The 21,331-nt window shown below is 58.2% G+C and carries 18 protein-coding genes and 2 tRNA genes; 19 read left to right on the top strand and 1 reads right to left on the bottom strand.

All coding sequences use genetic code 11. The annotated features are described in order from the left end of the window. Positions 1 to 134: 134 nt before the first annotated feature. The 4 genes from carA to M2497_RS27235 all read left to right on the top strand — a co-directional run bounded on the left by carA (position 135) and on the right by M2497_RS27235 (position 5,504). On the top strand, positions 135 to 1,271 hold the full coding sequence (gene carA / locus M2497_RS27250) for a glutamine-hydrolyzing carbamoyl-phosphate synthase small subunit (RefSeq protein ID WP_071493565.1): 1,137 nt from the start codon (positions 135 to 137) through the stop codon (positions 1,269 to 1,271). Positions 1,272 to 1,376: 105 nt separating this feature from the next. Further along, positions 1,377 to 4,598, top strand: coding sequence for a carbamoyl-phosphate synthase large subunit (carB, locus tag M2497_RS27245; protein WP_010206612.1), 3,222 nt, complete (start codon positions 1,377 to 1,379; stop codon positions 4,596 to 4,598). Next, the gene (greA, locus tag M2497_RS27240; RefSeq protein ID WP_248484608.1) at positions 4,595 to 5,071 is read left to right on the top strand and encodes a transcription elongation factor GreA; all 477 of its coding nucleotides are present in this window, start codon (positions 4,595 to 4,597) and stop codon (positions 5,069 to 5,071) included. The genes carB and greA overlap by 4 nt, the downstream gene beginning before the upstream one ends. Before the next feature lie 28 nt (positions 5,072 to 5,099). Further along, positions 5,100 to 5,504 carry an MFS transporter gene (locus M2497_RS27235; RefSeq protein ID WP_248488262.1) on the top strand — a complete coding sequence of 135 codons (405 nt, stop codon included), beginning with the start codon at positions 5,100 to 5,102 and terminating at the stop codon, positions 5,502 to 5,504. A 20-nt stretch (positions 5,505 to 5,524) separates the two neighbouring features. Here the strand turns inward: M2497_RS27235 and yhbY are convergent, their stop codons facing one another. Beyond that, entirely contained in the window at positions 5,525 to 5,833 is a 309-nt protein-coding gene (yhbY, locus tag M2497_RS27230; protein ID WP_028617972.1) for a ribosome assembly RNA-binding protein YhbY, read from the bottom strand. A 106-nt stretch (positions 5,834 to 5,939) separates the two neighbouring features. Between yhbY and rlmE the strand changes: the two genes are divergently transcribed. From rlmE to pnp, 15 genes are all read left to right on the top strand, one after another. Then, entirely contained in the window at positions 5,940 to 6,590 is a 651-nt protein-coding gene (gene rlmE / locus M2497_RS27225) for a 23S rRNA (uridine(2552)-2'-O)-methyltransferase RlmE (RefSeq protein WP_010206606.1), read from the top strand. A 200-nt stretch (positions 6,591 to 6,790) separates the two neighbouring features. Beyond that, positions 6,791 to 8,701, top strand: coding sequence for an ATP-dependent zinc metalloprotease FtsH (gene ftsH, locus M2497_RS27220; RefSeq protein ID WP_058427653.1), 1,911 nt, complete (start codon positions 6,791 to 6,793; stop codon positions 8,699 to 8,701). A gap of 8 nt (positions 8,702 to 8,709) precedes the next feature. Beyond that, positions 8,710 to 9,561: a dihydropteroate synthase gene (folP, locus tag M2497_RS27215; protein WP_248484606.1), complete on the top strand. Its 852-nt coding sequence runs from the start codon at positions 8,710 to 8,712 to the stop codon at positions 9,559 to 9,561. A gap of 16 nt (positions 9,562 to 9,577) precedes the next feature. Further along, positions 9,578 to 10,915, top strand: coding sequence for a phosphoglucosamine mutase (gene glmM, locus M2497_RS27210; protein WP_248484603.1), 1,338 nt, complete (start codon positions 9,578 to 9,580; stop codon positions 10,913 to 10,915). A gap of 66 nt (positions 10,916 to 10,981) precedes the next feature. After that, positions 10,982 to 11,737 (top strand): triose-phosphate isomerase, encoded by a 756-nt coding sequence (gene tpiA / locus M2497_RS27205; protein ID WP_058427650.1) that lies wholly within the window; start codon positions 10,982 to 10,984, stop codon positions 11,735 to 11,737. 4 nt (positions 11,738 to 11,741) lie between these two features. Next, a complete protein-coding gene (secG, locus tag M2497_RS27200; protein ID WP_003194191.1) occupies positions 11,742 to 12,125 on the top strand; it encodes a preprotein translocase subunit SecG in 384 nt (127 codons plus the stop codon). A gap of 22 nt (positions 12,126 to 12,147) precedes the next feature. Further along, positions 12,148 to 12,233, top strand: a tRNA-Leu gene (locus tag M2497_RS27195). A 96-nt stretch (positions 12,234 to 12,329) separates the two neighbouring features. Then, a tRNA-Met gene (locus M2497_RS27190) sits at positions 12,330 to 12,406 on the top strand. Between the two features lie 140 nt (positions 12,407 to 12,546). Then, complete coding sequence (gene rimP, locus M2497_RS27185; protein WP_032865935.1) at positions 12,547 to 13,005, top strand: ribosome maturation factor RimP; 459 nt, start codon at positions 12,547 to 12,549, stop codon at positions 13,003 to 13,005. A gap of 47 nt (positions 13,006 to 13,052) precedes the next feature. Beyond that, on the top strand, positions 13,053 to 14,534 hold the full coding sequence (nusA, locus tag M2497_RS27180; RefSeq protein ID WP_025857112.1) for a transcription termination factor NusA: 1,482 nt from the start codon (positions 13,053 to 13,055) through the stop codon (positions 14,532 to 14,534). A 27-nt stretch (positions 14,535 to 14,561) separates the two neighbouring features. Then, complete coding sequence (infB, locus tag M2497_RS27175; protein ID WP_071489997.1) at positions 14,562 to 17,087, top strand: translation initiation factor IF-2; 2,526 nt, start codon at positions 14,562 to 14,564, stop codon at positions 17,085 to 17,087. Positions 17,088 to 17,246: 159 nt separating this feature from the next. Continuing rightward, a complete protein-coding gene (gene rbfA / locus M2497_RS27170; protein WP_016973761.1) occupies positions 17,247 to 17,642 on the top strand; it encodes a 30S ribosome-binding factor RbfA in 396 nt (131 codons plus the stop codon). A gap of 3 nt (positions 17,643 to 17,645) precedes the next feature. Further along, entirely contained in the window at positions 17,646 to 18,563 is a 918-nt protein-coding gene (truB, locus tag M2497_RS27165) for a tRNA pseudouridine(55) synthase TruB (RefSeq protein ID WP_034117853.1), read from the top strand. A 116-nt stretch (positions 18,564 to 18,679) separates the two neighbouring features. Continuing rightward, on the top strand, positions 18,680 to 18,949 hold the full coding sequence (gene rpsO / locus M2497_RS27160) for a 30S ribosomal protein S15 (protein WP_003177875.1): 270 nt from the start codon (positions 18,680 to 18,682) through the stop codon (positions 18,947 to 18,949). A gap of 194 nt (positions 18,950 to 19,143) precedes the next feature. Then, a complete protein-coding gene (pnp, locus tag M2497_RS27155; protein ID WP_105698723.1) occupies positions 19,144 to 21,249 on the top strand; it encodes a polyribonucleotide nucleotidyltransferase in 2,106 nt (701 codons plus the stop codon). Positions 21,250 to 21,331 lie beyond the last annotated feature (82 nt).

Genomic DNA, 21,331 nt, shown 5'->3' with positions numbered 1-21,331 from the left:
AGCTACAGCTTTAGTGTGTCCACTAAAAGCGCGCAGAATAATTCGGTGAAGAAGCGGGGTGACGTGTCCATACGTCACTCCGCTTTTTTACAACCTGCGATCGCCCTTTCAGGCTTTATTTACGGGAGGTCTTCTTGACTAAGCCAGCCATACTCGCCCTTGCTGATGGCAGCATTTTTCGCGGCGAAGCCATTGGAGCCGACGGTCAGACCGTTGGAGAGGTAGTGTTTAACACTGCCATGACCGGCTATCAGGAAATCCTTACCGATCCTTCCTACGCCCAACAGATCGTTACCCTGACCTATCCGCACATCGGCAATACCGGTACTACACCGGAAGACGTCGAGTCTGATCGTGTCTGGTCGGCGGGTCTGGTGATTCGTGACCTGCCACTGGTTGCGAGCAACTGGCGTAACACGATGTCGCTGTCCGATTACCTGAAAGCCAACAACGTGGTGGCGATCGCAGGTATCGATACACGCCGCCTCACGCGCATCCTGCGTGAGAAAGGCTCGCAGAACGGCTGCATCATGGTCGGTGACAATATTTCCGAAGAGGCGGCGATTGCCGCAGCCCAAGGTTTCCCTGGCCTGAAGGGCATGGACCTGGCGAAAGTCGTCAGCGTCAAAGAGAAGTACGAATGGCGCTCCACGGTCTGGGACTTGAAGACCGACAGCCATGCGACCATCGACGCCGCTGAACTGCCTTACCACGTGGTCGCCTACGACTACGGTGTGAAGTACAACATCCTGCGCATGCTGGTCGAGCGCGGTTGCCGCGTGACCGTGGTGCCGGCGCAAACCCCGGCCAGCGACGTGCTCGCCCTGCAACCGGACGGCGTGTTCCTGTCCAACGGCCCGGGTGACCCTGAGCCATGCGACTACGCCATCCAGGCGATCAAGGAAGTGCTGGAAACCGAGATTCCGGTGTTCGGTATCTGCCTCGGTCACCAGCTGCTGGCCCTGGCCTCCGGCGCCAAGACCCTGAAAATGGGGCACGGCCACCACGGCGCCAACCACCCGGTACAAGACCTGGATACCGGCGTTGTGATGATCACCAGCCAGAACCACGGTTTTGCGGTAGATGAAGCCACCCTGCCGAGCAACGTGCGCGCCATTCACAAGTCGCTGTTCGACGGTTCCCTGCAGGGCATCGAGCGCACCGACAAGAGCGCGTTCAGCTTCCAGGGCCACCCTGAAGCCAGCCCGGGCCCGAACGACGTAGCGCCGCTGTTCGACCGTTTCATCAATGAGATGGCCAAGCGACGCTGACTGAGCGGCCTGCGGGCGGCCCTGAGTGTCGGTGGCCCCCGCAGGCTCTTCAAAGATTGTTCAAGACGGCTTGCCGACTGACCTGCGGATTTGAGTGACAAACCCATGCCAAAACGTACAGACATAAAAAGCATCCTGATTCTCGGCGCTGGCCCGATCGTGATCGGCCAGGCCTGCGAATTCGACTACTCCGGCGCCCAGGCCTGTAAAGCCCTGCGCGAGGAGGGCTACCGCGTCATCCTGGTGAACTCCAACCCGGCCACTATCATGACCGACCCGGCCATGGCCGACGCTACCTACATCGAGCCGATCAAGTGGCAGACCGTTGCCAAGATCATCGAGAAAGAGCGTCCGGACGCGCTGCTGCCGACCATGGGTGGCCAGACCGCACTGAACTGCGCCCTGGACCTGGAGCGCGAAGGCGTCCTGGAAAAATTCGGCGTAGAGATGATCGGCGCCAATGCCGACACCATCGACAAGGCTGAAGACCGCTCGCGTTTTGACAAGGCCATGAAGTCCATCGGCCTGGCGTGCCCGCGTTCCGGTATCGCCCACAGCATGGAAGAAGCCAATGCGGTCCTCGAGACGCTGGGCTTCCCGTGCATCATTCGTCCGTCCTTCACCATGGGCGGCACCGGTGGCGGTATCGCGTACAACCGTGAAGAGTTCGAAGAGATCTGCGCCCGCGGCCTGGACCTGTCGCCGACCAAAGAGCTGCTGATCGACGAATCCCTGATCGGCTGGAAAGAATACGAGATGGAGGTTGTCCGCGATAAGAAGGACAACTGCATCATCGTCTGCTCCATCGAAAACTTCGACCCGATGGGCGTGCACACCGGTGACTCGATCACCGTCGCTCCGGCACAGACCCTGACCGACAAGGAATACCAGATCCTGCGTAACGCCTCCCTGGCGGTACTGCGCGAGATCGGTGTGGAAACCGGCGGCTCCAACGTTCAGTTCGGTATCTGCCCGAACACTGGCCGTATGGTCGTGATCGAGATGAACCCGCGCGTATCCCGTTCGTCGGCCCTGGCGTCGAAAGCCACCGGCTTCCCGATCGCCAAGGTCGCGGCCAAGCTGGCCGTGGGTTACACCCTGGACGAGCTGTCGAACGACATCACCGGCGGCAAGACTCCGGCGTCCTTCGAACCGTCCATCGACTACGTCGTGACCAAGCTGCCACGTTTTGCCTTCGAAAAATTCGCCAAGGCTGACGCGCGCCTGACCACCCAGATGAAGTCTGTCGGTGAGGTCATGGCCATCGGCCGTACCTTCCAGGAATCCCTGCAGAAAGCCCTGCGCGGCCTGGAAGTGGGCGTTTGCGGCCTGGACGAGAAGCTCGACCTGAGCAACCCGGAAAGCATGAGCGTGCTCAAGCGTGAGCTGACCGTGCCGGGCGCCGAGCGTATCTGGTACGTGGCGGACGCCTTCCGCGCCGGCATGACCGTCGAAGATATCTTCGGCATGAACATGATCGATCCGTGGTTCCTGGTGCAGATCGAAGATCTGATCAAGGAAGAGGAGAAGGTCAAGACCCTGGGTCTGGCCAGCATCGACCGCGACATGATGTTCCGCCTCAAGCGCAAAGGTTTCTCTGATCAACGTCTGGCCAAGCTGCTGGGTGTGACCGAGAAGAACCTGCGTACCCATCGCCACAAGCTGGAGATCTTCCCGGTCTACAAGCGCGTTGACACCTGCGCGGCCGAGTTCTCCACCGACACCGCCTACCTGTACTCCACCTATGAGGAAGAGTGCGAAGCCGCGCCGTCGGGTCGCGACAAGATCATGATCCTGGGTGGCGGTCCGAACCGTATCGGCCAGGGTATCGAATTCGACTACTGCTGCGTTCACGCCGCCCTCGCCCTGCGCGAAGATGGCTACGAGACCATCATGGTCAACTGCAACCCGGAAACCGTTTCCACTGACTACGACACCTCCGATCGCCTGTACTTCGAACCAGTGACCTTGGAAGACGTGCTGGAAATCGTGCGCGTCGAGAAGCCCAAAGGCGTGATCGTCCAGTACGGCGGCCAAACCCCCCTGAAGCTGGCGCGTGCCCTGGAAGCTGCCGGCGTGCCGATCATCGGTACCAGCCCGGACGCCATCGACCGTGCAGAAGACCGCGAGCGCTTCCAGCAAATGGTTGAGCGCCTGAACCTGCGTCAGCCGCCAAACGCCACTGTGCGCAGTGAAGACGAAGCCATCCGCGCAGCCAGCAAGATCGGCTACCCGCTGGTGGTGCGTCCGTCCTACGTGCTGGGCGGTCGTGCGATGGAAATCGTCTACGAAGAAGAAGAACTCAAGCGTTACCTGCGCGATGCGGTGAAAGTGTCCAACGACAGCCCGGTGCTGCTGGACCACTTCCTCAACTGCGCCATCGAGATGGACGTGGACGCGGTGTGCGACGGTACCGACGTGGTGATTGGCGCGATCATGCAGCACATCGAACAGGCGGGCGTTCACTCCGGTGACTCGGCTTGCTCGCTGCCACCGTACTCGCTGCCAGCGCACATCCAGGACGAGATGCGCGAGCAGGTCAAGAAAATGGCCCTGGAACTGGGCGTAGTCGGCCTGATGAACGTACAGTTGGCGCTGCAAGGCGAAGACATCTACGTCATCGAAGTCAACCCACGTGCTTCGCGTACCGTGCCATTTGTTTCCAAGTGCATCGGCGTCTCCCTGGCCATGATCGCTGCGCGCGTGATGGCCGGTAAGACCCTGAAGGAAATCGGCTTCACCAAGGAAATCATTCCGAACTTCTACAGCGTGAAAGAGGCGGTGTTCCCATTCGCCAAATTCCCTGGCGTGGACCCGATCCTGGGCCCAGAGATGAAGTCCACCGGTGAAGTCATGGGTGTGGGCGATACCTTCGGTGAAGCCTTTGCCAAGGCCCAGATGGGCGCCAGCGAAGTGCTGCCGACCGGCGGTACTGCCTTCATCAGCGTGCGTGATGACGACAAGCCACTGGTTGCAGGCGTAGCCCGTGATCTGATCAACTTGGGCTTCGAAGTCGTGGCCACCGCCGGGACCGCCAAGCTGATCGAAGCTGCCGGCCTGAAAGTGCGTCGCGTGAACAAGGTGACGGAAGGCCGTCCGCATGTGGTCGATATGATCAAGAATGACGAAGTCACCCTGATCATCAACACCACCGAAGGTCGCCAGTCGATCGCGGACTCCTACTCCATTCGTCGTAACGCCTTGCAGCACAAGATCTACTGCACCACCACCATTGCTGCTGGCGAAGCCATCTGCGAAGCGCTCAAGTTCGGTCCTGAAAAGACCGTGCGCCGCTTGCAGGATCTACACGCAGGATTGAAGGCATGATCAAATACCCAATGACCGTCCAGGGCTTCAAGGCCCTGGAAGAGGAGCACGCCCACCTGACCAAGGTCGTCCGTCCGAAGCTGAGCCAGGACATCGGTACGGCCCGCGAACTGGGTGACCTGAAGGAAAACGCCGAATACCACGCTGCCCGCGAGCAGCAAGGTATGGTCGAGGCGCGGATCCGTGACATCGAAGGCCGTTTGCAGAACTCGGTGGTCATCGATGTGACGACCATTCCGAAGACAGGCAAGGTGATCTTCGGCACCACTGTGGAAATCGCCAACGTTGAAACTGACGAAAGCGTGGTCTACCACATCGTTGGTGAGGATGAAGCTGATTTCAAACTCGGCAAAATCTCTGTCGGTTCCCCGCTGGCCCGTGCCTTGATTGCCAAGGAAGAGGGTGATGTGGTGGCTGTAAAGACGCCAGGTGGCGTAATCGAGTACGAGATTGTTGAAGTTCGTCACGTCTGAAAGACGGCGCCCGCTTCGTGCGGGCGCCATGCTTTGGCAGCTCTCTCAGATGCTTTGGGTGGGCGGCCTTTGGTTGTTGCACATTGGTGTGCTGCCGGCGCTCGGCCTGATAGGCCTGGCACCGCTGCTGATCGATGAGATCGATGGATTACTCAGTGCGCTGTTGGTGGGTTTCGCGGCGGCGTGCGTGACGCTCCAGGCATTGGTGCTGGTCAAGGCCGAGGGCTTGGAGAGTTTGTGGCGGGATATTCGCGGGCAACTGCTGTTGATGGCGCTGTATGCATGCGCAATGTTTTGCGTGGTGCATGTCTGGTTGCCGGAAGCGTTGCGTTGGCAGCTATTCAGCTATCTTGTGCTAGGGTTCTCCGGCCTGGTGCTGGTTTTACAGCCTGCACCGGGATGGAGTGGCGGGGCGCGCGAAGCACGCCCGTGACCCTTTTTGTAATTTAAAAGCTACTTGAAGCGGTGTACGTTCGACAGTTGCTTGTTGACGCTGAAGTTCTTGCGATACAGCAGCGCCATCTTGCCGATGACCTGGACCAGGTCCGCTTTGCCTGCCTTGCACAGTTCTGCAATGGCAGCCAGGCGCGCTTCGCGATCAAGGATGTTGACCTTGATCTTGATCAGTTCATGATCGTTCAGCGCACGTTCGAACTCGGCTAACACACCTTCAGTCAAACCGTTATCTGCCACAATCAGAACTGGTTTCAGATGGTGGCCAATGGATTTGTACTGTTTCTTCTGCTCTTGAGTGAGCGGCATAATCTGACCCCTGCGTCTGATCTTGTAAAAAGCGGCGGCCAGTTTACCCGAGCGAGTCCGGGACCGCCCAGTTAATCACGACCCGTTTTATTTTTCGAGGTGGCCCGTGGCCCGTTCCAAAACCAGCCTTAAGTGGCTACAAGAACATTTCAACGATCCTTACGTCAAAAAGGCGCAAAAGGACGGCTACCGTTCCCGGGCCAGCTACAAACTGCTGGAGCTCCAGGACAAGGACAAATTGTTTCGCCCCGGCATGAGTGTGATCGACCTGGGCGCTGCCCCGGGTGGCTGGTCCCAGGTGGCCAGTCGTCTGATTGGTGGGCAAGGCCGATTGATCGCTTCTGACATCCTGGAGATGGACAGCATCCCGGATGTGACCTTCGTGCATGGTGACTTCACCCAGGATGCGGTCCTGGCCGAGATCCTGGAAGCTGTAGGAAATTCGCAGGTGGACCTTGTGATTTCCGACATGGCACCCAATATGAGTGGGTTACCGGCTGTTGATATGCCGCGAGCCATGTTCCTGTGCGAATTGGCACTGGATCTGGCGGGTCGGGTATTGCGTCCGGGTGGTGATTTCCTGGTCAAGGTCTTCCAGGGGGAAGGTTTCGACGAGTACCACAAGAACATTCGCAAGCTGTTCGACAAGGTACAGATGCGCAAACCGGACTCCTCGCGTGACCGGTCTCGCGAGCAGTATCTGTTGGCGCGGGGGTTCCGTGGCATCGAAGGCGCCGCCAGTGATGAGCGTCTTTGAAGGTTTGAAGGGAGTCGATAGGTTTTTTTATATCGCTTTCGTCACGAAGCTTTACGAATATTGTGTAGTCAAAGTTTCACAAAGGGTTACAGACGGCGCCTGCCAGTGTTGTAGGTAATGTAGTAAGTTAGGCCGGTGAATATCATGCGAAGCGCGCGCCAGTAGCGGAGCTTGCTTCAGAGGGTAGTTAATTGAACGATATGGCAAAGAATCTGATCCTGTGGTTGATCATCGCGGCTGTCCTGGTGACGGTGATGAACAACTTCTCCAGCCCTAACGAGCCGCAGACCCTCAACTATTCCGACTTCATCCAGCAAGTTAAGGATGGCAAGGTCGAGCGCGTAGCGGTTGATGGCTACGTGATCACCGGCAAACGCAACGATGGCGACAGCTTCAAGACCATTCGTCCGGCAATCCAGGACAACGGTCTGATCGGCGACCTGGTGGATAATCACGTGGTGGTCGAAGGCAAGCAGCCTGAGCAGCAGAGCATCTGGACCCAATTGCTGGTAGCCAGCTTCCCGATCCTGGTGATCATCGCCGTGTTCATGTTCTTCATGCGCCAGATGCAAGGCGGTGCGGGAGGCAAGGGCGGCCCGATGAGCTTCGGCAAGAGCAAGGCTCGCCTGCTCTCTGAAGACCAGGTGAAAACCACCCTGGCTGACGTTGCGGGTTGCGACGAAGCCAAGGAAGAAGTGGGCGAGCTGGTCGAGTTCCTGCGCGATCCGGGCAAGTTCCAGCGCCTGGGTGGCCGTATTCCTCGCGGTGTGCTGATGGTTGGCCCTCCGGGTACCGGTAAAACCTTGCTGGCCAAGGCAATTGCCGGTGAAGCCAAGGTGCCTTTCTTCACCATTTCCGGTTCTGACTTTGTCGAGATGTTCGTCGGTGTTGGTGCTAGCCGTGTTCGCGATATGTTCGAACAGGCTAAAAAGCATGCGCCTTGCATCATCTTCATCGATGAAATCGACGCCGTCGGTCGCCACCGTGGCGCCGGTATGGGCGGCGGTCATGACGAGCGTGAGCAGACCCTTAACCAGTTGCTGGTTGAGATGGATGGCTTTGAAATGAACGACGGCATCATCGTGATCGCTGCCACCAACCGTCCTGACGTGCTGGACCCTGCGCTGCTGCGTCCAGGCCGTTTCGACCGTCAGGTTGTGGTGGGCTTGCCGGATATCCGTGGCCGCGAACAGATCCTGAAAGTGCACATGCGCAAAGTGCCGATGGGCGACGACGTGGCTCCGGCCGTGATTGCCCGTGGTACTCCAGGCTTCTCCGGTGCCGACCTGGCTAACCTGGTCAACGAGGCCTCGTTGTTCGCTGCCCGTACTGGCAAGCGTATCGTGGAGATGAAAGAGTTCGAATTGGCCAAAGACAAGATCATGATGGGCGCCGAGCGCAAATCCATGGTCATGTCCGAGAAAGAGAAGCAGAACACCGCTTATCACGAAGCTGGTCACGCCATCGTTGGTCGTGTCGTGCCTGAGCACGACCCGGTCTACAAGGTGTCGATCATCCCGCGTGGTCGGGCGCTGGGTGTCACGATGTTCCTGCCGGAAGAGGATCGTTACAGCCTCTCCAAGCGTGCACTGATCAGCCAGATATGCTCGCTGTACGGCGGCCGGATTGCTGAAGAGATGACCCTGGGCTTCGACGGCGTCACCACTGGTGCTTCCAACGACATCATGCGTGCCAGCCAGATTGCGCGGAACATGGTGACCAAGTGGGGCTTGTCGGAAAAACTCGGTCCATTGATGTATGCCGAGGAAGAAGGCGAAGTGTTCCTGGGGCGTGGCGGTGGTGGTCAAAACGCCAGCTTCTCCGGTGAGACAGCCAAGCTGATCGACTCCGAGGTGCGCAGCATCATTGACCAGTGCTACGGCACGGCCAAGCAGATCCTCACGGACAACCGCGACAAGCTGGATGCCATGGCAGATGCGCTGATGAAGTACGAGACCATTGACGCCGACCAGATCGACGACATCATGGCCGGTCGCACGCCGCGCGAGCCTCGCGATTGGGAAGGTGGTTCGGGCACTTCTGGCACTCCGCCAGTGGTTCAGAACGAACGCCCTGAAACCCCGATTGGCGGTCCCGCAGCTGACGTCTAAGGTTTGAAATGACTTCTGTGTTGTCCTCCACCCGGTTGCCTTGCGGCAACCGGGTTCTTGATTTGGCCCATACGCACGTCATGGGCATTCTCAATGTAACCCCCGACTCCTTTTCCGATGGTGGTCGCTTCAGTCAACTCGATGCGGCGTTACGTCATGCCGAGGCGATGGTGGCGGCTGGCGCGACGTTGATTGACGTGGGGGGGGAGTCGACGCGGCCTGGCGCTCGCATCGTTTCTCCCCTGGAAGAGTTGGAGAGGGTTGCGCCAATTGTTGAGCGCATTGCACGTGAGCTGGATGTGATCATCTCGGTTGATACGTCGACGCCGGCCGTGATGCGTGAGACGGCGCGCCTTGGGGCGGGGCTGATCAACGATGTGCGCTCGCTTCAGCGTGACGGTGCGCTTGATGCGGCTGCGGCCACCGGTTTGCCGGTTTGCCTGATGCATATGCTGGGTGAGCCCGGCAATATGCAAGACAACCCTCACTACGATGATCTTGTTGGTGAGGTGAGTGGGTTTCTTGCCGAGCGGGTTGCGCAATGCACTGCTGCCGGGATTGCTGCAGAAAAGATCGTCCTCGATCCCGGTTTTGGCTTCGCCAAGACCCTGCAGCACAATCTAAGTCTGTTCAAACATATGGAGTCCTTGCATGCCCTTGGTCGGCCTCTTCTGGTCGGCGTTTCACGCAAGAGCATGATCGGGCTGGCGCTGAATCGTCCTGTGGGCGAGCGGCTGTACGGCGGTCTTGCGCTGGCGGCGCTTGCAGTCACCAAGGGGGCGCGTATCTTGCGGGTGCATGATGTTGTCGAGACGATGGATGTGGTGCGTATGATGGCCGCGGTAGAATCAGCCGAATAAGAATGATGGAGCACTTATGACTAAAAAATATTTTGGTACCGACGGTATTCGCGGTCGGGTCGGCGAGTTCCCAATTACTCCTGATTTCATGCTCAAGCTCGGTTGGGCTGCAGGTATGGCGTTCCGCAGCATGGGCGCGTGCCGCATCCTAGTGGGCAAGGACACTCGTATTTCGGGGTATATGTTCGAGTCGGCGTTGGAGGCGGGGCTGTCTGCCGCAGGTGCCGATGTGATGCTGCTGGGGCCGATGCCGACGCCGGCGATCGCTTACCTCACGCGTACCTTTCATGCTGAAGCCGGTATCGTAATCAGTGCCTCGCATAACCCTCATGATGACAACGGCATCAAATTCTTCTCGGGCCAGGGCACCAAGCTCCCGGACGAGATCGAGCTGATGATCGAAGAGCTTCTGGATGCGCCGATGACGGTGGTCGAGTCCAGCAAGCTTGGCAAAGTGTCGCGTATCAACGACGCCTCCGGCCGATACATTGAGTTCTGCAAAAGCAGCGTGCCAAGCAGCACCAATTTTGCCGGCCTGAAGATTGTGGTCGATTGCGCCCATGGTGCGACCTACAAGGTGGCGCCGAGCGTATTCAAGGAGTTGGGCGCAGACGTGACGGTGCTGTCGGCTCAGCCTAACGGATTGAACATCAACGAGAACTGTGGCTCCACCCACATGGAGCAGTTACAGGCGGCCGTCCTTGCCGAGCATGCCGACCTGGGTATTGCCTTCGACGGTGACGGTGATCGCGTGCTGATGGTGGACCACACAGGCGCCATTGTTGATGGTGATGACCTCCTGTTCATCATTGCCCGCGACATGCATGAGCGTAACAAGCTGCAAGGTGGTGTCGTCGGTACGCTGATGAGTAACCTGGGGCTTGAACTGGCCTTGGCGGATCTGGGTATTCCGTTCGTGCGTGCCAATGTCGGCGACCGCTATGTGATCGCCGAGCTGCTTGAGCGCAACTGGCAGGTGGGTGGCGAGAATTCCGGGCACGTTGTCTGCTTCCAGCACACCACGACAGGTGATGCGATCATTGCTGCGCTCCAGGTGCTTATGGCCATGAAGCGTCGTGAAGAGAGCCTGGCCCAGGCGCGCCAAGCTATGCGCAAGTGTCCGCAAGTATTGCTGAATGTGCGTTTTGCTGGCGGTGAAAATCCTATTGAGCATCCGGCTGTCAAAGAGGCATGCGAGCGTGTAACCCTGGCAATGGCGGGGCGTGGCCGTGTGCTGTTGCGCAAGTCCGGCACAGAGCCATTGGTGCGTGTCATGGTCGAAGGTGACGATGAAACACAGGTTCGCGGCCATGCCGAAGACCTGGCAAAACTGGTAACTGAAGTTTGCGCCTGAATTCGGCTTGCCAGTGATGATGTGGTTGGGTAACATCTGCGCCCACTTTGACCGACGAGGTACAGCATGCGTCGCACTATGGTAGCTGGTAACTGGAAGATGCACGGTACCCGCGCCAGTGTCGCTGAGCTGATCAATGGCCTTCGTCACTTGGCCTTGCCGAGCGGTGTTGATGTCGCGGTTTTCCCGCCTTGCTTGCATATCACCCAAGTGGTTGATGGCTTGAAGGGCAAGTCGATCCAGGTCGGCGCGCAGAATTCTGCGGTGGAAGCCATGCAAGGTGCATTGACCGGTGAGATAGCGCCGAGTCAGTTGGTCGATGCGGGTTGTTCCTACGTGCTTGTCGGGCACTCCGAGCGCCGTCAGATGATGGGCGAGCGTGATGGGACGCTCAATCGCAAGTTCGCAGCAGCACAGGCTTGTGGCTTGATTCCGGTGTTGTGCATAGGGGAGACCCTGGAGCAGCGCGAATCGGGCAAGACTCTTGAAGTTGTCTCGCGTCAACTGGGCAGCATCATCGAGGAACTGGGTGTTGGTGCGTTTGCAAAGGCAGTAATCGCCTACGAGCCGGTCTGGGCCATTGGCACCGGGCTGACTGCTACACCGCAACAGGCGCAGGATGTGCACGCAGCCATCCGTGCGCAGTTGGCGGCGGAGAATTCTGAAGTCGCACAAGGTGTGCGGCTTCTATACGGCGGCAGCGTGAAGGCGGCCAATGCGGTCGAACTGTTCGGCATGCCGGATATCGATGGGGGGCTCATTGGTGGAGCTTCCCTGAATGCAGATGAGTTCGGTGCGATCTGTCGCGCCGCGGGAAACTGAAAAAATGCTGGAAACAGTCGTAGTCGTTTTTCATCTGTTGGCTGCTCTGAGCGTAGTTGCTCTGGTTTTGCTGCAACAGGGTAAAGGTGCGGATGCTGGTGCGTCTTTCGGTGCAGGTGCTTCAAATACTGTGTTCGGAAGCCAAGGTTCCTCTACCTTTCTTAGTAAGTTTACTGCTATACTTGCCGCCGGTTTCTTCATAACCAGCTTGGGGTTAGGTTACTTTGCTAAAGAGAAAGCTCATGTGCTGACTCAAGTAGGTCTCCCAAATCCAGCAGTGTTGGAAGTACCAAAAGCAAAACCGGCTTCTGATGATGTCCCGGTGCTTCAAGAGCAAAAGTCGGCTACTCCAGCGACTGACGTACCTCCAGCTCAAGAGCAGAAGTAAGAAGGGTTGTAAACGCTGTATTGCCGAGGTGGTGGAATTGGTAGACACGCAACCTTGAGGTGGTTGTGCCCATAGGGTGTAGGGGTTCGAGTCCCCTTCTCGGTACCAATTATCAGGAGAGCCCGCTGTTGCGGGCTTTCTTGTAGGTGGAAGGTTACATTGACCCTTTAAGGGATCGGTCGTATACTTCCGCCCCAGCTTTGTCGCGGGGTGGAGCAGTCTGGTAGCTCGTCGGGCTCATAACCCGAAGGTCGTCGGTTCAAATCCGGCCCCCGCAACCAGTTTTAGCGGAGCCCCTTTTAAGGGGCTTTTTGTTAGCTGGACACTTTCAACGCCGCTGTTCGACGGCGTTTCAAGGATGGGCGTTTCGCCCATTTTTTTATTTTGCACAGCATGCACATACATGCACGAGGGGGTTCAGGTGTCGAGCAAGCTAGAAGAGTTGCAGGCCTTGTTGGCCCCGGTGGTCGTGGCCCTAGGCTATGAATGCTGGGGTATTGAGTTTTCGGCTCAAGGTCGCCACTCAATGTTGCGCGTTTATATCGATAAAGAGGGCGGCGTGCTGGTGGACGATTGTGCCATTGTCAGCCGTCAGATCAGCGGTGTGCTGGATGTTGAAGATCCGATCGCCGTTGAATACACCCTCGAAGTTTCCTCGCCAGGCATGGAACGCCCACTGTTCACTATTGATCAGTTTGCAAAATTTGCCGGTGAACAAGTGAAGATCAAGCTGCGCTCTCCCTTTGAAGGGCGACGCAACTTTCAGGGCCTTCTGCGCGGTGTAGAAGAGCAGGATGTCGTGGTGCAGGTAGAAGACCATGAGTTCCTGTTGCCGATCGATATGATCGACAAGGCCAACATTATTCCCAGTTTTGACTGAGACGCGGATCCCGCGGATCCAATGGCTTGCGAAAGGCGAGGCGTACGATGAGCAAAGAAGTACTGCTGGTTGTTGAGTCGGTATCCAATGAAAAGGGCGTACCGGCAAACGTGATTTTTGAAGCGCTGGAGCTGGCCCTGGCCACTGCTACCAAGAAGCGTTTTGAAGACGAAGTTGATCTGCGTGTGGAAATCAACCGCCACACCGGTGCCTATGAGACTTTCCGTCGCTGGACGGTCGTCGAAGAAGCCGATCTTGATGATCCGGCCATCGAAACCTGGCCAAGCAAGGTTGCCGAAACGCATCCTGGTGCCAAGGTCGGTGATGTCGTCGAAGAAAAGATCGAATCGATCGAATTCGGCCGTATCGCTGCACAGACCGCCAAACAGGTCATCGTGCAGAAGGTTCGCGAAGCCGAGCGCGCTCAAGTCGTTGACGCCTATCGCGAGCGCCTGGGTGAAATCATCTCCGGCACCGTGAAAAAGGTCACCCGCGATAACGTGATCGTCGACCTGGGCAACAACGCCGAAGCGTTGCTGGCTCGCGAAGACATCATTTCCCGCGAAACCTTCCGTGTTGGCGTGCGTCTGCGTGCGCTGCTCAAGGAAATCCGCACCGAGAACCGCGGCCCACAGTTGATCCTGTCGCGTACCGCGCCGGAAATGCTGATCGAGCTGTTCCGTATCGAAGTGCCGGAAATCGCCGAAGGCCTGATCGAAGTCATGGCTGCGTCCCGCGACCCGGGTTCGCGTGCCAAGATCGCGGTCCGCTCCAAGGACAAACGCATCGACCCGCAAGGCGCTTGCATTGGTATGCGCGGTTCGCGCGTCCAGGCGGTGTCGGGCGAGTTGGGTGGCGAGCGTGTGGACATCGTCCTGTGGGACGATAACCCGGCGCAGTTCGTGATCAACGCCATGTCGCCGGCTGAAGTGGCGGCAATTATCGTTGACGAGGATGCCCATGCAATGGACATCGCCGTTGGCGCAGACAATCTGGCTCAGGCCATTGGTCGTGGTGGTCAGAACGTGCGTCTGGCCAGCCAACTGACCGGTTGGACCCTGAACGTGATGACCGAATCGGACATCCAGGCTAAGCAGCAAGCTGAAACCGGTGACATCCTGCGCAACTTCATCGAAGAGTTGGAAGTCGATGAAGACCTGGCGCAGGTGCTGGTAGATGAAGGCTTCACCAGCCTGGAAGAGATTGCCTACGTACCGTTGGAAGAAATGCTCAACATCGACGGCTTTGACGAAGACACCGTCAACGAGCTTCGCGCTCGGGCCAAGGATCGTTTGTTGACTAAAGCCATCGCTACTGAGGAAAAGCTGGCAGACGCCCATCCGGCCGAAGACCTGCTCTCGCTTGAGGGTATGGACAAGGATTTGGCGATGGAACTGGCGGTGCGCGGCGTAATTACCCGCGAAGACCTGGCCGAGCAGTCTATTGACGATCTGCTCGACATCGACGGCATTGACGATGATCGTGCCGGCAAGTTGATCATGGCCGCCCGAGCCCATTGGTTCGAGTAACTAGGCGCGGCCTGAGGAGAGAAGTGCATGACGCAAGTCACGGTGAAACAACTGGCCGATGAGGTCAAAACACCGGTAGAGCGCCTGTTGCAGCAGATGCGTGAGGCAGGTCTGCCGCACACCGCCGCCGATGAAGGTGTGAGCGATAGTGAGAAGCAGTCTTTGCTGACTCACTTGAAGAGCAGCCACAAGGCGAAAGTGGAAGAACCGCGCAAGATTACATTGCAGCGCAAAACCACCAGCACCCTGCGTGTTGCTGGTAGCAAGAGCATCAGCGTTGAAGTACGCAAGAAGAAAGTCTTCGTACAGCGCAGCCCGGAAGAAATCGAAGCCGAGCGCAAACGCGAACTGGAAGAACGTCGCGCAGTAGAAAATGCTGCTCGTCAGAAGGCTGAAGAAGAAGCCAAGCGTCGCGCCGAAGAAGAAGCGCGTCGCCAGCCTGCTGCTGCGCAACCTGCTGCCACTGAAGCGGTCGCTGCGCCTAGCGCGCCAGTTGAAGCTGTGCGTGAGGCCGCTCCGGTTGCCGCTGCACCAGCACCGGCTGCTGACGCTCGCAAGCGCGACGAACCTCGTCGTCCGGACAAACCGCGTGCCGACGATAACAATCGTCGCGGTGGTGGTGGCGATGGCGAGCGCAAAAACGCTCCGCATCGTGCCTCGGTCAAAGAGAAAGCGCCTGCGCCACGCGTTGCCCCACGCACTACCGACGAAGAAAGCGATGGCTTCCGTCGTGGTGGTCGCGGCAAGGCCAAGCTGAAGAAACGCAACGCCCACGGTTTCCAGAGCCCAACCGGCCCTGTCGTGCGTGAAGTGAAGATCGGCGAGACCATCACTGTGGGCGATCTGGCCCAGCAGATGTCGGTCAAGGCTGCTGAAATCATCAAGTTCATGTTCAAGCTGGGCACTCCGGCCACCATCAACCAGGTACTGGATCAGGAAACTGCCCAGCTTGTTGCTGAAGAATTGGGCCACAAAGTGACCCTGGTCAGCGACACCGCCCTGGAAGATTCCCTGGCCGAGTCCCTGAAGTTTGAAGGTGAGGCAGTTTCCCGTGCACCGGTTGTGACCGTAATGGGCCACGTTGACCACGGTAAAACTTCCCTGCTCGACTATATCCGTCGTGCCAAGGTAGCCGCAGGCGAAGCCGGCGGTATCACCCAGCACATCGGCGCTTACCACGTTGAAACTGACCGTGGCATGGTGACGTTCCTCGACACCCCTGGTCACGCTGCGTTTACCGCAATGCGTGCCCGTGGTGCCAAGGCGACCGACATCGTGATCCTGGTGGTTGCAGCGGACGACGGCGTGATGCCACAAACCATCGAAGCCGTTCAGCATGCCAAGGCAGCTGGCGTTCCGTTGGTAGTCGCTGTGAACAAAATCGACAAGCCGGGCGCCGATCTTGATCGCATCCGTAGCGAACTGTCGGTTCACGGCGTGACATCCGAAGAGTGGGGTGGCGACACTCCATTCGTACCGGTCTCCGCGAAGATGGGTACTGGTGTTGACGAACTGCTCGAAGCCGTTCTGCTGCAAGCCGAAGTTCTGGAACTGACTGCTACGCCATCGGCTCCTGGCCGTGGTGTTGTGGTTGAATCCCGTCTCGACAAGGGCCGTGGCCCGGTTGCGACCGTTCTGGTTCAAGACGGTACCCTGCGCCAAGGCGACATGGTGCTGGTCGGTTCGAACTACGGCCGTGTACGTGCCATGCTCGACGAGAACGGCAAGCCAATCAAGGAAGCAGGTCCTGCTATCCCGGTCGAGATCCTTGGCCTGGACGGTACTCCGGACGCTGGCGACGAGATGAGCGTGGTAGCCGACGAGAAGAAAGCCCGTGAAGTGGCTCTGTTCCGTCAAGGCAAGTTCCGTGAAGTCAAGCTGGCCCGTGCTCACGCCGGCAAGCTGGAAAACATCTTCGAGAACATGGGCCAGGAAGAGAAGAAGACGCTTAACATCGTCCTCAAATCTGACGTACGTGGTTCCCTCGAAGCGTTGAACGGCGCCTTGAACGGCCTGGGTAACGACGAAGTGCAAGTGCGCGTTGTCGGTGGCGGTGTCGGTGGTATCACCGAGTCCGACGCTAACCTGGCACTGGCTTCCAACGCTGTACTGTTCGGCTTCAACGTGCGTGCCGATGCCGGCGCTCGCAAGATCGTCGAGCAGGAAGGCCTGGACATGCGTTACTACAACGTCATCTACGACATCATCGAAGACGTCAAGAAAGCCCTCACCGGCATGCTTGGCAGCGACGTCCGGGAGAACATCCTGGGTATCGCCGAAGTACGTGACGTGTTCCGCTCGCCGAAATTCGGCGCGATCGCCGGCTGCATGGTGGTTGAAGGCACCGTGTACCGTAACCGTCCAATCCGTGTACTGCGTGAAGACATCGTTATCTTCGAAGGCGAGCTGGAATCCCTGCGCCGCTTCAAGGATGACGCTTCTGAAGTACGTGCCGGCATGGAATGCGGTATCGGCGTCAAGAGCTACAACGACGTCAAGGCTGGTGACAAGATCGAAGTCTACGAGAAGGTTCAGGTTGCTCGCAGCCTCTAACTCGCGCACTTCAGGAGCCACGCAGCGCGTGGGCATGCAAATGCCCCGCGCAGCGTACGGACTCTAAACGCAACGCCCGGTCTGGCTTTTGTCAGGCCGGGCGTTTGCCGCTTTCAGACCCCACGGGTTTCACCGTGTGGCAGTAACAGGTAACAAGACATGGCAAAAGAATACAGCCGTACCCAGCGTATCGGCGATCAGATGCAGCGCGAGCTGGCCCAACTGATCCGTCGCGAAGTCAAAGACCCACGCGTTGGCCTGGTCACCATCACCGCCGTTGAAGTGAGCCGTGACGTGGGTCACGCCAAGATCTTCATCACCGTGATGGGGCAGGACAGCAGCGAAGAAATCGCGCAAAGCATCAAGGTGCTCAACTCGGCTGCAGGTTTCCTGCGCATGCAGTTGGCCCGTGAAATGAAGCTGCGCAGCGTGCCCCAGCTGCACTTCCACTACGACGAAAGCGTCGTGCGGGGTGCACACCTGTCGGCCCTGATCGAGCGCGCCGTGGCTGAAGACAGCCAGCACCCGTCCACACCTGAAGACGCCAAGGAGTAAGCGGTGGCTCAGGTCAAACGTATCCGTCGCAACGTCAGCGGTATCATTCTGCTCGACAAACCCATTGGCTTTACCTCCAATGCCGCGTTGCAGAAGGTCCGCTGGCTGCTCAATGCCGAGAAAGCCGGGCACACCGGCAGCCTCGATCCCCTGGCCACCGGCGTGTTGCCGTTGTGCTTTGGCGAGGCCACCAAGTTCTCCCAATACCTGCTCGATTCCGACAAGGGTTATGAAACCCTGATGCAACTGGGCAAGACCACCACCACGGCCGACGCCGAAGGTGATGTTTTGCAGGTTCGCGACGTGACCGTTGGTCGTGCTGATATTGAAGCGGCTTTACCCGCTTTTCGTGGGGAAATCAGTCAGATACCGCCGATGTACTCGGCGCTCAAGCGTGACGGACAACCCCTTTACAAGCTGGCACGTGCGGGCGAAGTAGTGGAGCGCGAACCTCGTTCTGTTACTATTGCGCGCTTGGAATTGCTCGCCTGTGAAGGCGACACCGCCCGGTTGGCCGTGGACTGCAGCAAAGGCACCTATATCCGTACCCTGGTGGAAGATATTGGTGAAAAGCTCGGTTGCGGCGCGTACGTTGCAGAACTGCGACGCACCCAGGCCGGTCCTTTCAGCCTGGCCCAGACGGTCACGCTGGAAGAGTTGGAAGCGGTGCATGCCGAAGGCGGCAATGAAGCAGTTGATCGCTTCCTGATGCCATCGGACAGCGGTTTGCTCGATTGGCCATTGCTGCACTTCTCGGAGCACAGCGCGTTCTACTGGCTCAACGGCCAGCCGGTACGCGCTCCGGATGCCCCGAAGTTCGGCATGGTGCGAGTACAGGATCATAACGGTCGCTTTATCGGTATCGGTGAAGTGAGCGAAGACGGGCGTATAGCGCCACGTCGACTGATTCGGTCAGAATGACCGAACGAGGGTGGCTGTTAACAGGCACGGTCACTACTCATTTTTAGATACAGGGATTTGTCCCTGGCCTGTTGAAACTGCCCTTTGGGTGGTTTCCTGAAAAAAAGGATTGCCTCATGGCTCTCGATGTTCAAGAAAAAGCACAAATCGTTGCTGACTATCAGCAAGCTGTTGGTGACACTGGTTCGCCAGAAGTGCAAGTTGCACTGCTGACCCACAACATCAACAAGCTGCAAGGTCACTTCAAGGCCAACGGTAAAGACCACCACTCGCGTCGTGGTCTGATCCGCATGGTAAACCAGCGCCGTAAGCTGCTGGACTACCTGAAAGGCAAGGATCTGGGTCGTTATCAGACTCTGATCGGTCGCCTGGGTCTGCGTCGCTAATAAGCGATTGCGCTAGAGGTTGGTTGTCTGCCGTGTGCCAGTGGGATTTCCGCTGGTCCATGGCAGGCTCCCAGCCTCAAGTTTTATCTGGATACACGTTTTACCCTGGACGAGCGTCGGGCCGATTCCCGGCATTGCCCAAGAATTTCGCAAGAAGACAAGTTCCCCAAGAGCCACAAAGAAGGTAGGACACCGTGAACCCGGTTATCAAAAAATTCCAGTTCGGTCAGTCGACCGTTACCCTCGAGACAGGCCGTATCGCCCGTCAAGCCTCCGGCGCAGTGCTGGTTACCGTTGATGACGACGTTACCGTACTGGTGACCGTTGTTGGCGCCAAGACCGCTGACCCGAGCAAAGGCTTCTTCCCTCTGTCCGTTCACTACCAGGAAAAAACTTACGCTGCCGGTAAGATCCCTGGCGGTTTCTTCAAGCGCGAAGGCCGTCCTTCCGAGAAAGAAACCCTGACTTCCCGACTGATCGACCGTCCGATCCGTCCGCTGTTCCCAGAAGGCTTCATGAACGAAGTGCAGGTTGTCTGCACCGTCGTTTCCACCAGCAAGAAAACCGATCCTGACATCGCTGCGATGATCGGTACCTCGGCGGCCCTGGCCATCTCCGGTATTCCTTTCGATGGCCCGATCGGCGCAGCGCGCGTTGCGTTCCACGAAAGCACCGGCTACCTGCTGAACCCGACTTACGAGCAACTGAAAGCATCGAGCCTGGACATGGTCGTTGCCGGTACCTCGGAAGCCGTACTGATGGTTGAATCGGAGGCCAAAGAGCTGACCGAAGACCAGATGCTGGGCGCTGTACTGTTCGCCCACGACGAGTTCCAGGCGGTCATCAAGGCTGTCACCGAACTGGCTGCCGAAGCTGCCAAGCCAACCTGGACCTGGGCTCCACAGGCTGAGGCCACCGAACTGCTGGGCGCTATCCGCTCCGAGTTCGGCGCTGCCATCTCCGACGCCTACACCATCACCGTCAAGGCCGACCGTTACGCGCGCCTGGGCGAGTTGAAGGACCAGGTTGTGGCCAAGCTGTCCGGTGAAGAAGGTCAGCCTTCCTCCAGCGAAGTAAAAGCGGCGTTCGGCGAAATCGAATACCGCACCGTTCGCGAAAACATCGTTAACGGCAAGCCACGTATCGACGGTCGTGACACTCGCACCGTACGTCCGCTGAACATTGAAGTCGGCGTTCTGCCGAAGACTCACGGTTCGGCTCTGTTCACCCGTGGTGAAACACAGGCTCTGGTCGTTGCGACCCTGGGTACCGCCCGTGACGCACAACTGCTGGACACCCTGGAAGGCGAGAAAAAAGACCCGTTCATGCTGCACTACAACTTCCCTCCGTTCTCGGTGGGCGAGTGTGGTCGCATGGGTGGCGCTGGTCGTCGCGAAATCGGTCACGGCCGTCTGGCCCGCCGTTCGGTCCAGGCCATGCTGCCTGCCGCTGACGTGTTCCCGTACACCATCCGCGTCGTATCGGAAATCACCGAATCCAACGGTTCCAGCTCCATGGCTTCCGTTTGCGGTGCGTCCCTGGCACTGATGGATGCTGGTGTACCGATGAAGGCGCCGGTTGCCGGTATCGCCATGGGTCTGGTTAAAGAAGGCGAGAAGTTCGCCATCCTGACCGACATCCTGGGCGACGAAGACCACCTGGGTGACATGGACTTCAAGGTAGCCGGTACCGCCAAAGGTGTGACCGCGCTGCAGATGGACATCAAGATCAAGGGCATCACCGAAGAGATCATGGAAATCGCCCTGGGCCAAGCCCTGGAAGCGCGCCTGAACATCCTCGGTCAGATGAACCAGATCATTGGTCAGTCCCGTACCGAACTGTCGGAAAATGCTCCGACCATGATCGCGATGAAAATCGACACCGACAAAATCCGTGATGTTATCGGTAAAGGCGGCGCGACCATCCGTGCGATCTGCGAAGAGACCAAGGCTTCGATCGACATCGAAGACGACGGCTCGATCAAGATCTTCGGCGAAACCAAGGAAGCGGCTGAAGCAGCACGTCAGCGCGTCCTGGGCATCACTGCCGAGGCAGAGATCGGCAAGATCTACGTCGGTAAGGTTGAGCGCATCGTCGACTTCGGCGCATTCGTCAACATCCTGCCGGGCAAAGACGGTCTGGTGCACATCTCCATGCTGAGCGACGCTCGCGTTGAGAAAGTCACCGACATTCTGAAGGAAGGCCAGGAAGTGGAAGTGCTGGTACTGGACGTGGACAACCGCGGCCGTATCAAGCTGTCCATCAAGGACGTAGCAGCAGCCAAGGCTTCGGGCGTTTAATCACCCCCAAGCTTCACGCTGAAAAAGAGGACTCTTCGGAGTCCTTTTTTTATGGGAGCAGGAAAATACCTAAAAATCAGGC

Origin of the sequence: Pseudomonas sp. CYM-20-01, from assembly GCF_023169845.1 — a bacterium.
In the GTDB taxonomy this organism is placed as follows: Bacteria; Pseudomonadota; Gammaproteobacteria; order Pseudomonadales; family Pseudomonadaceae; genus Aquipseudomonas; species Aquipseudomonas azotoformans.
This window is presented reverse-complemented; position numbering and strand designations above follow the sequence as displayed.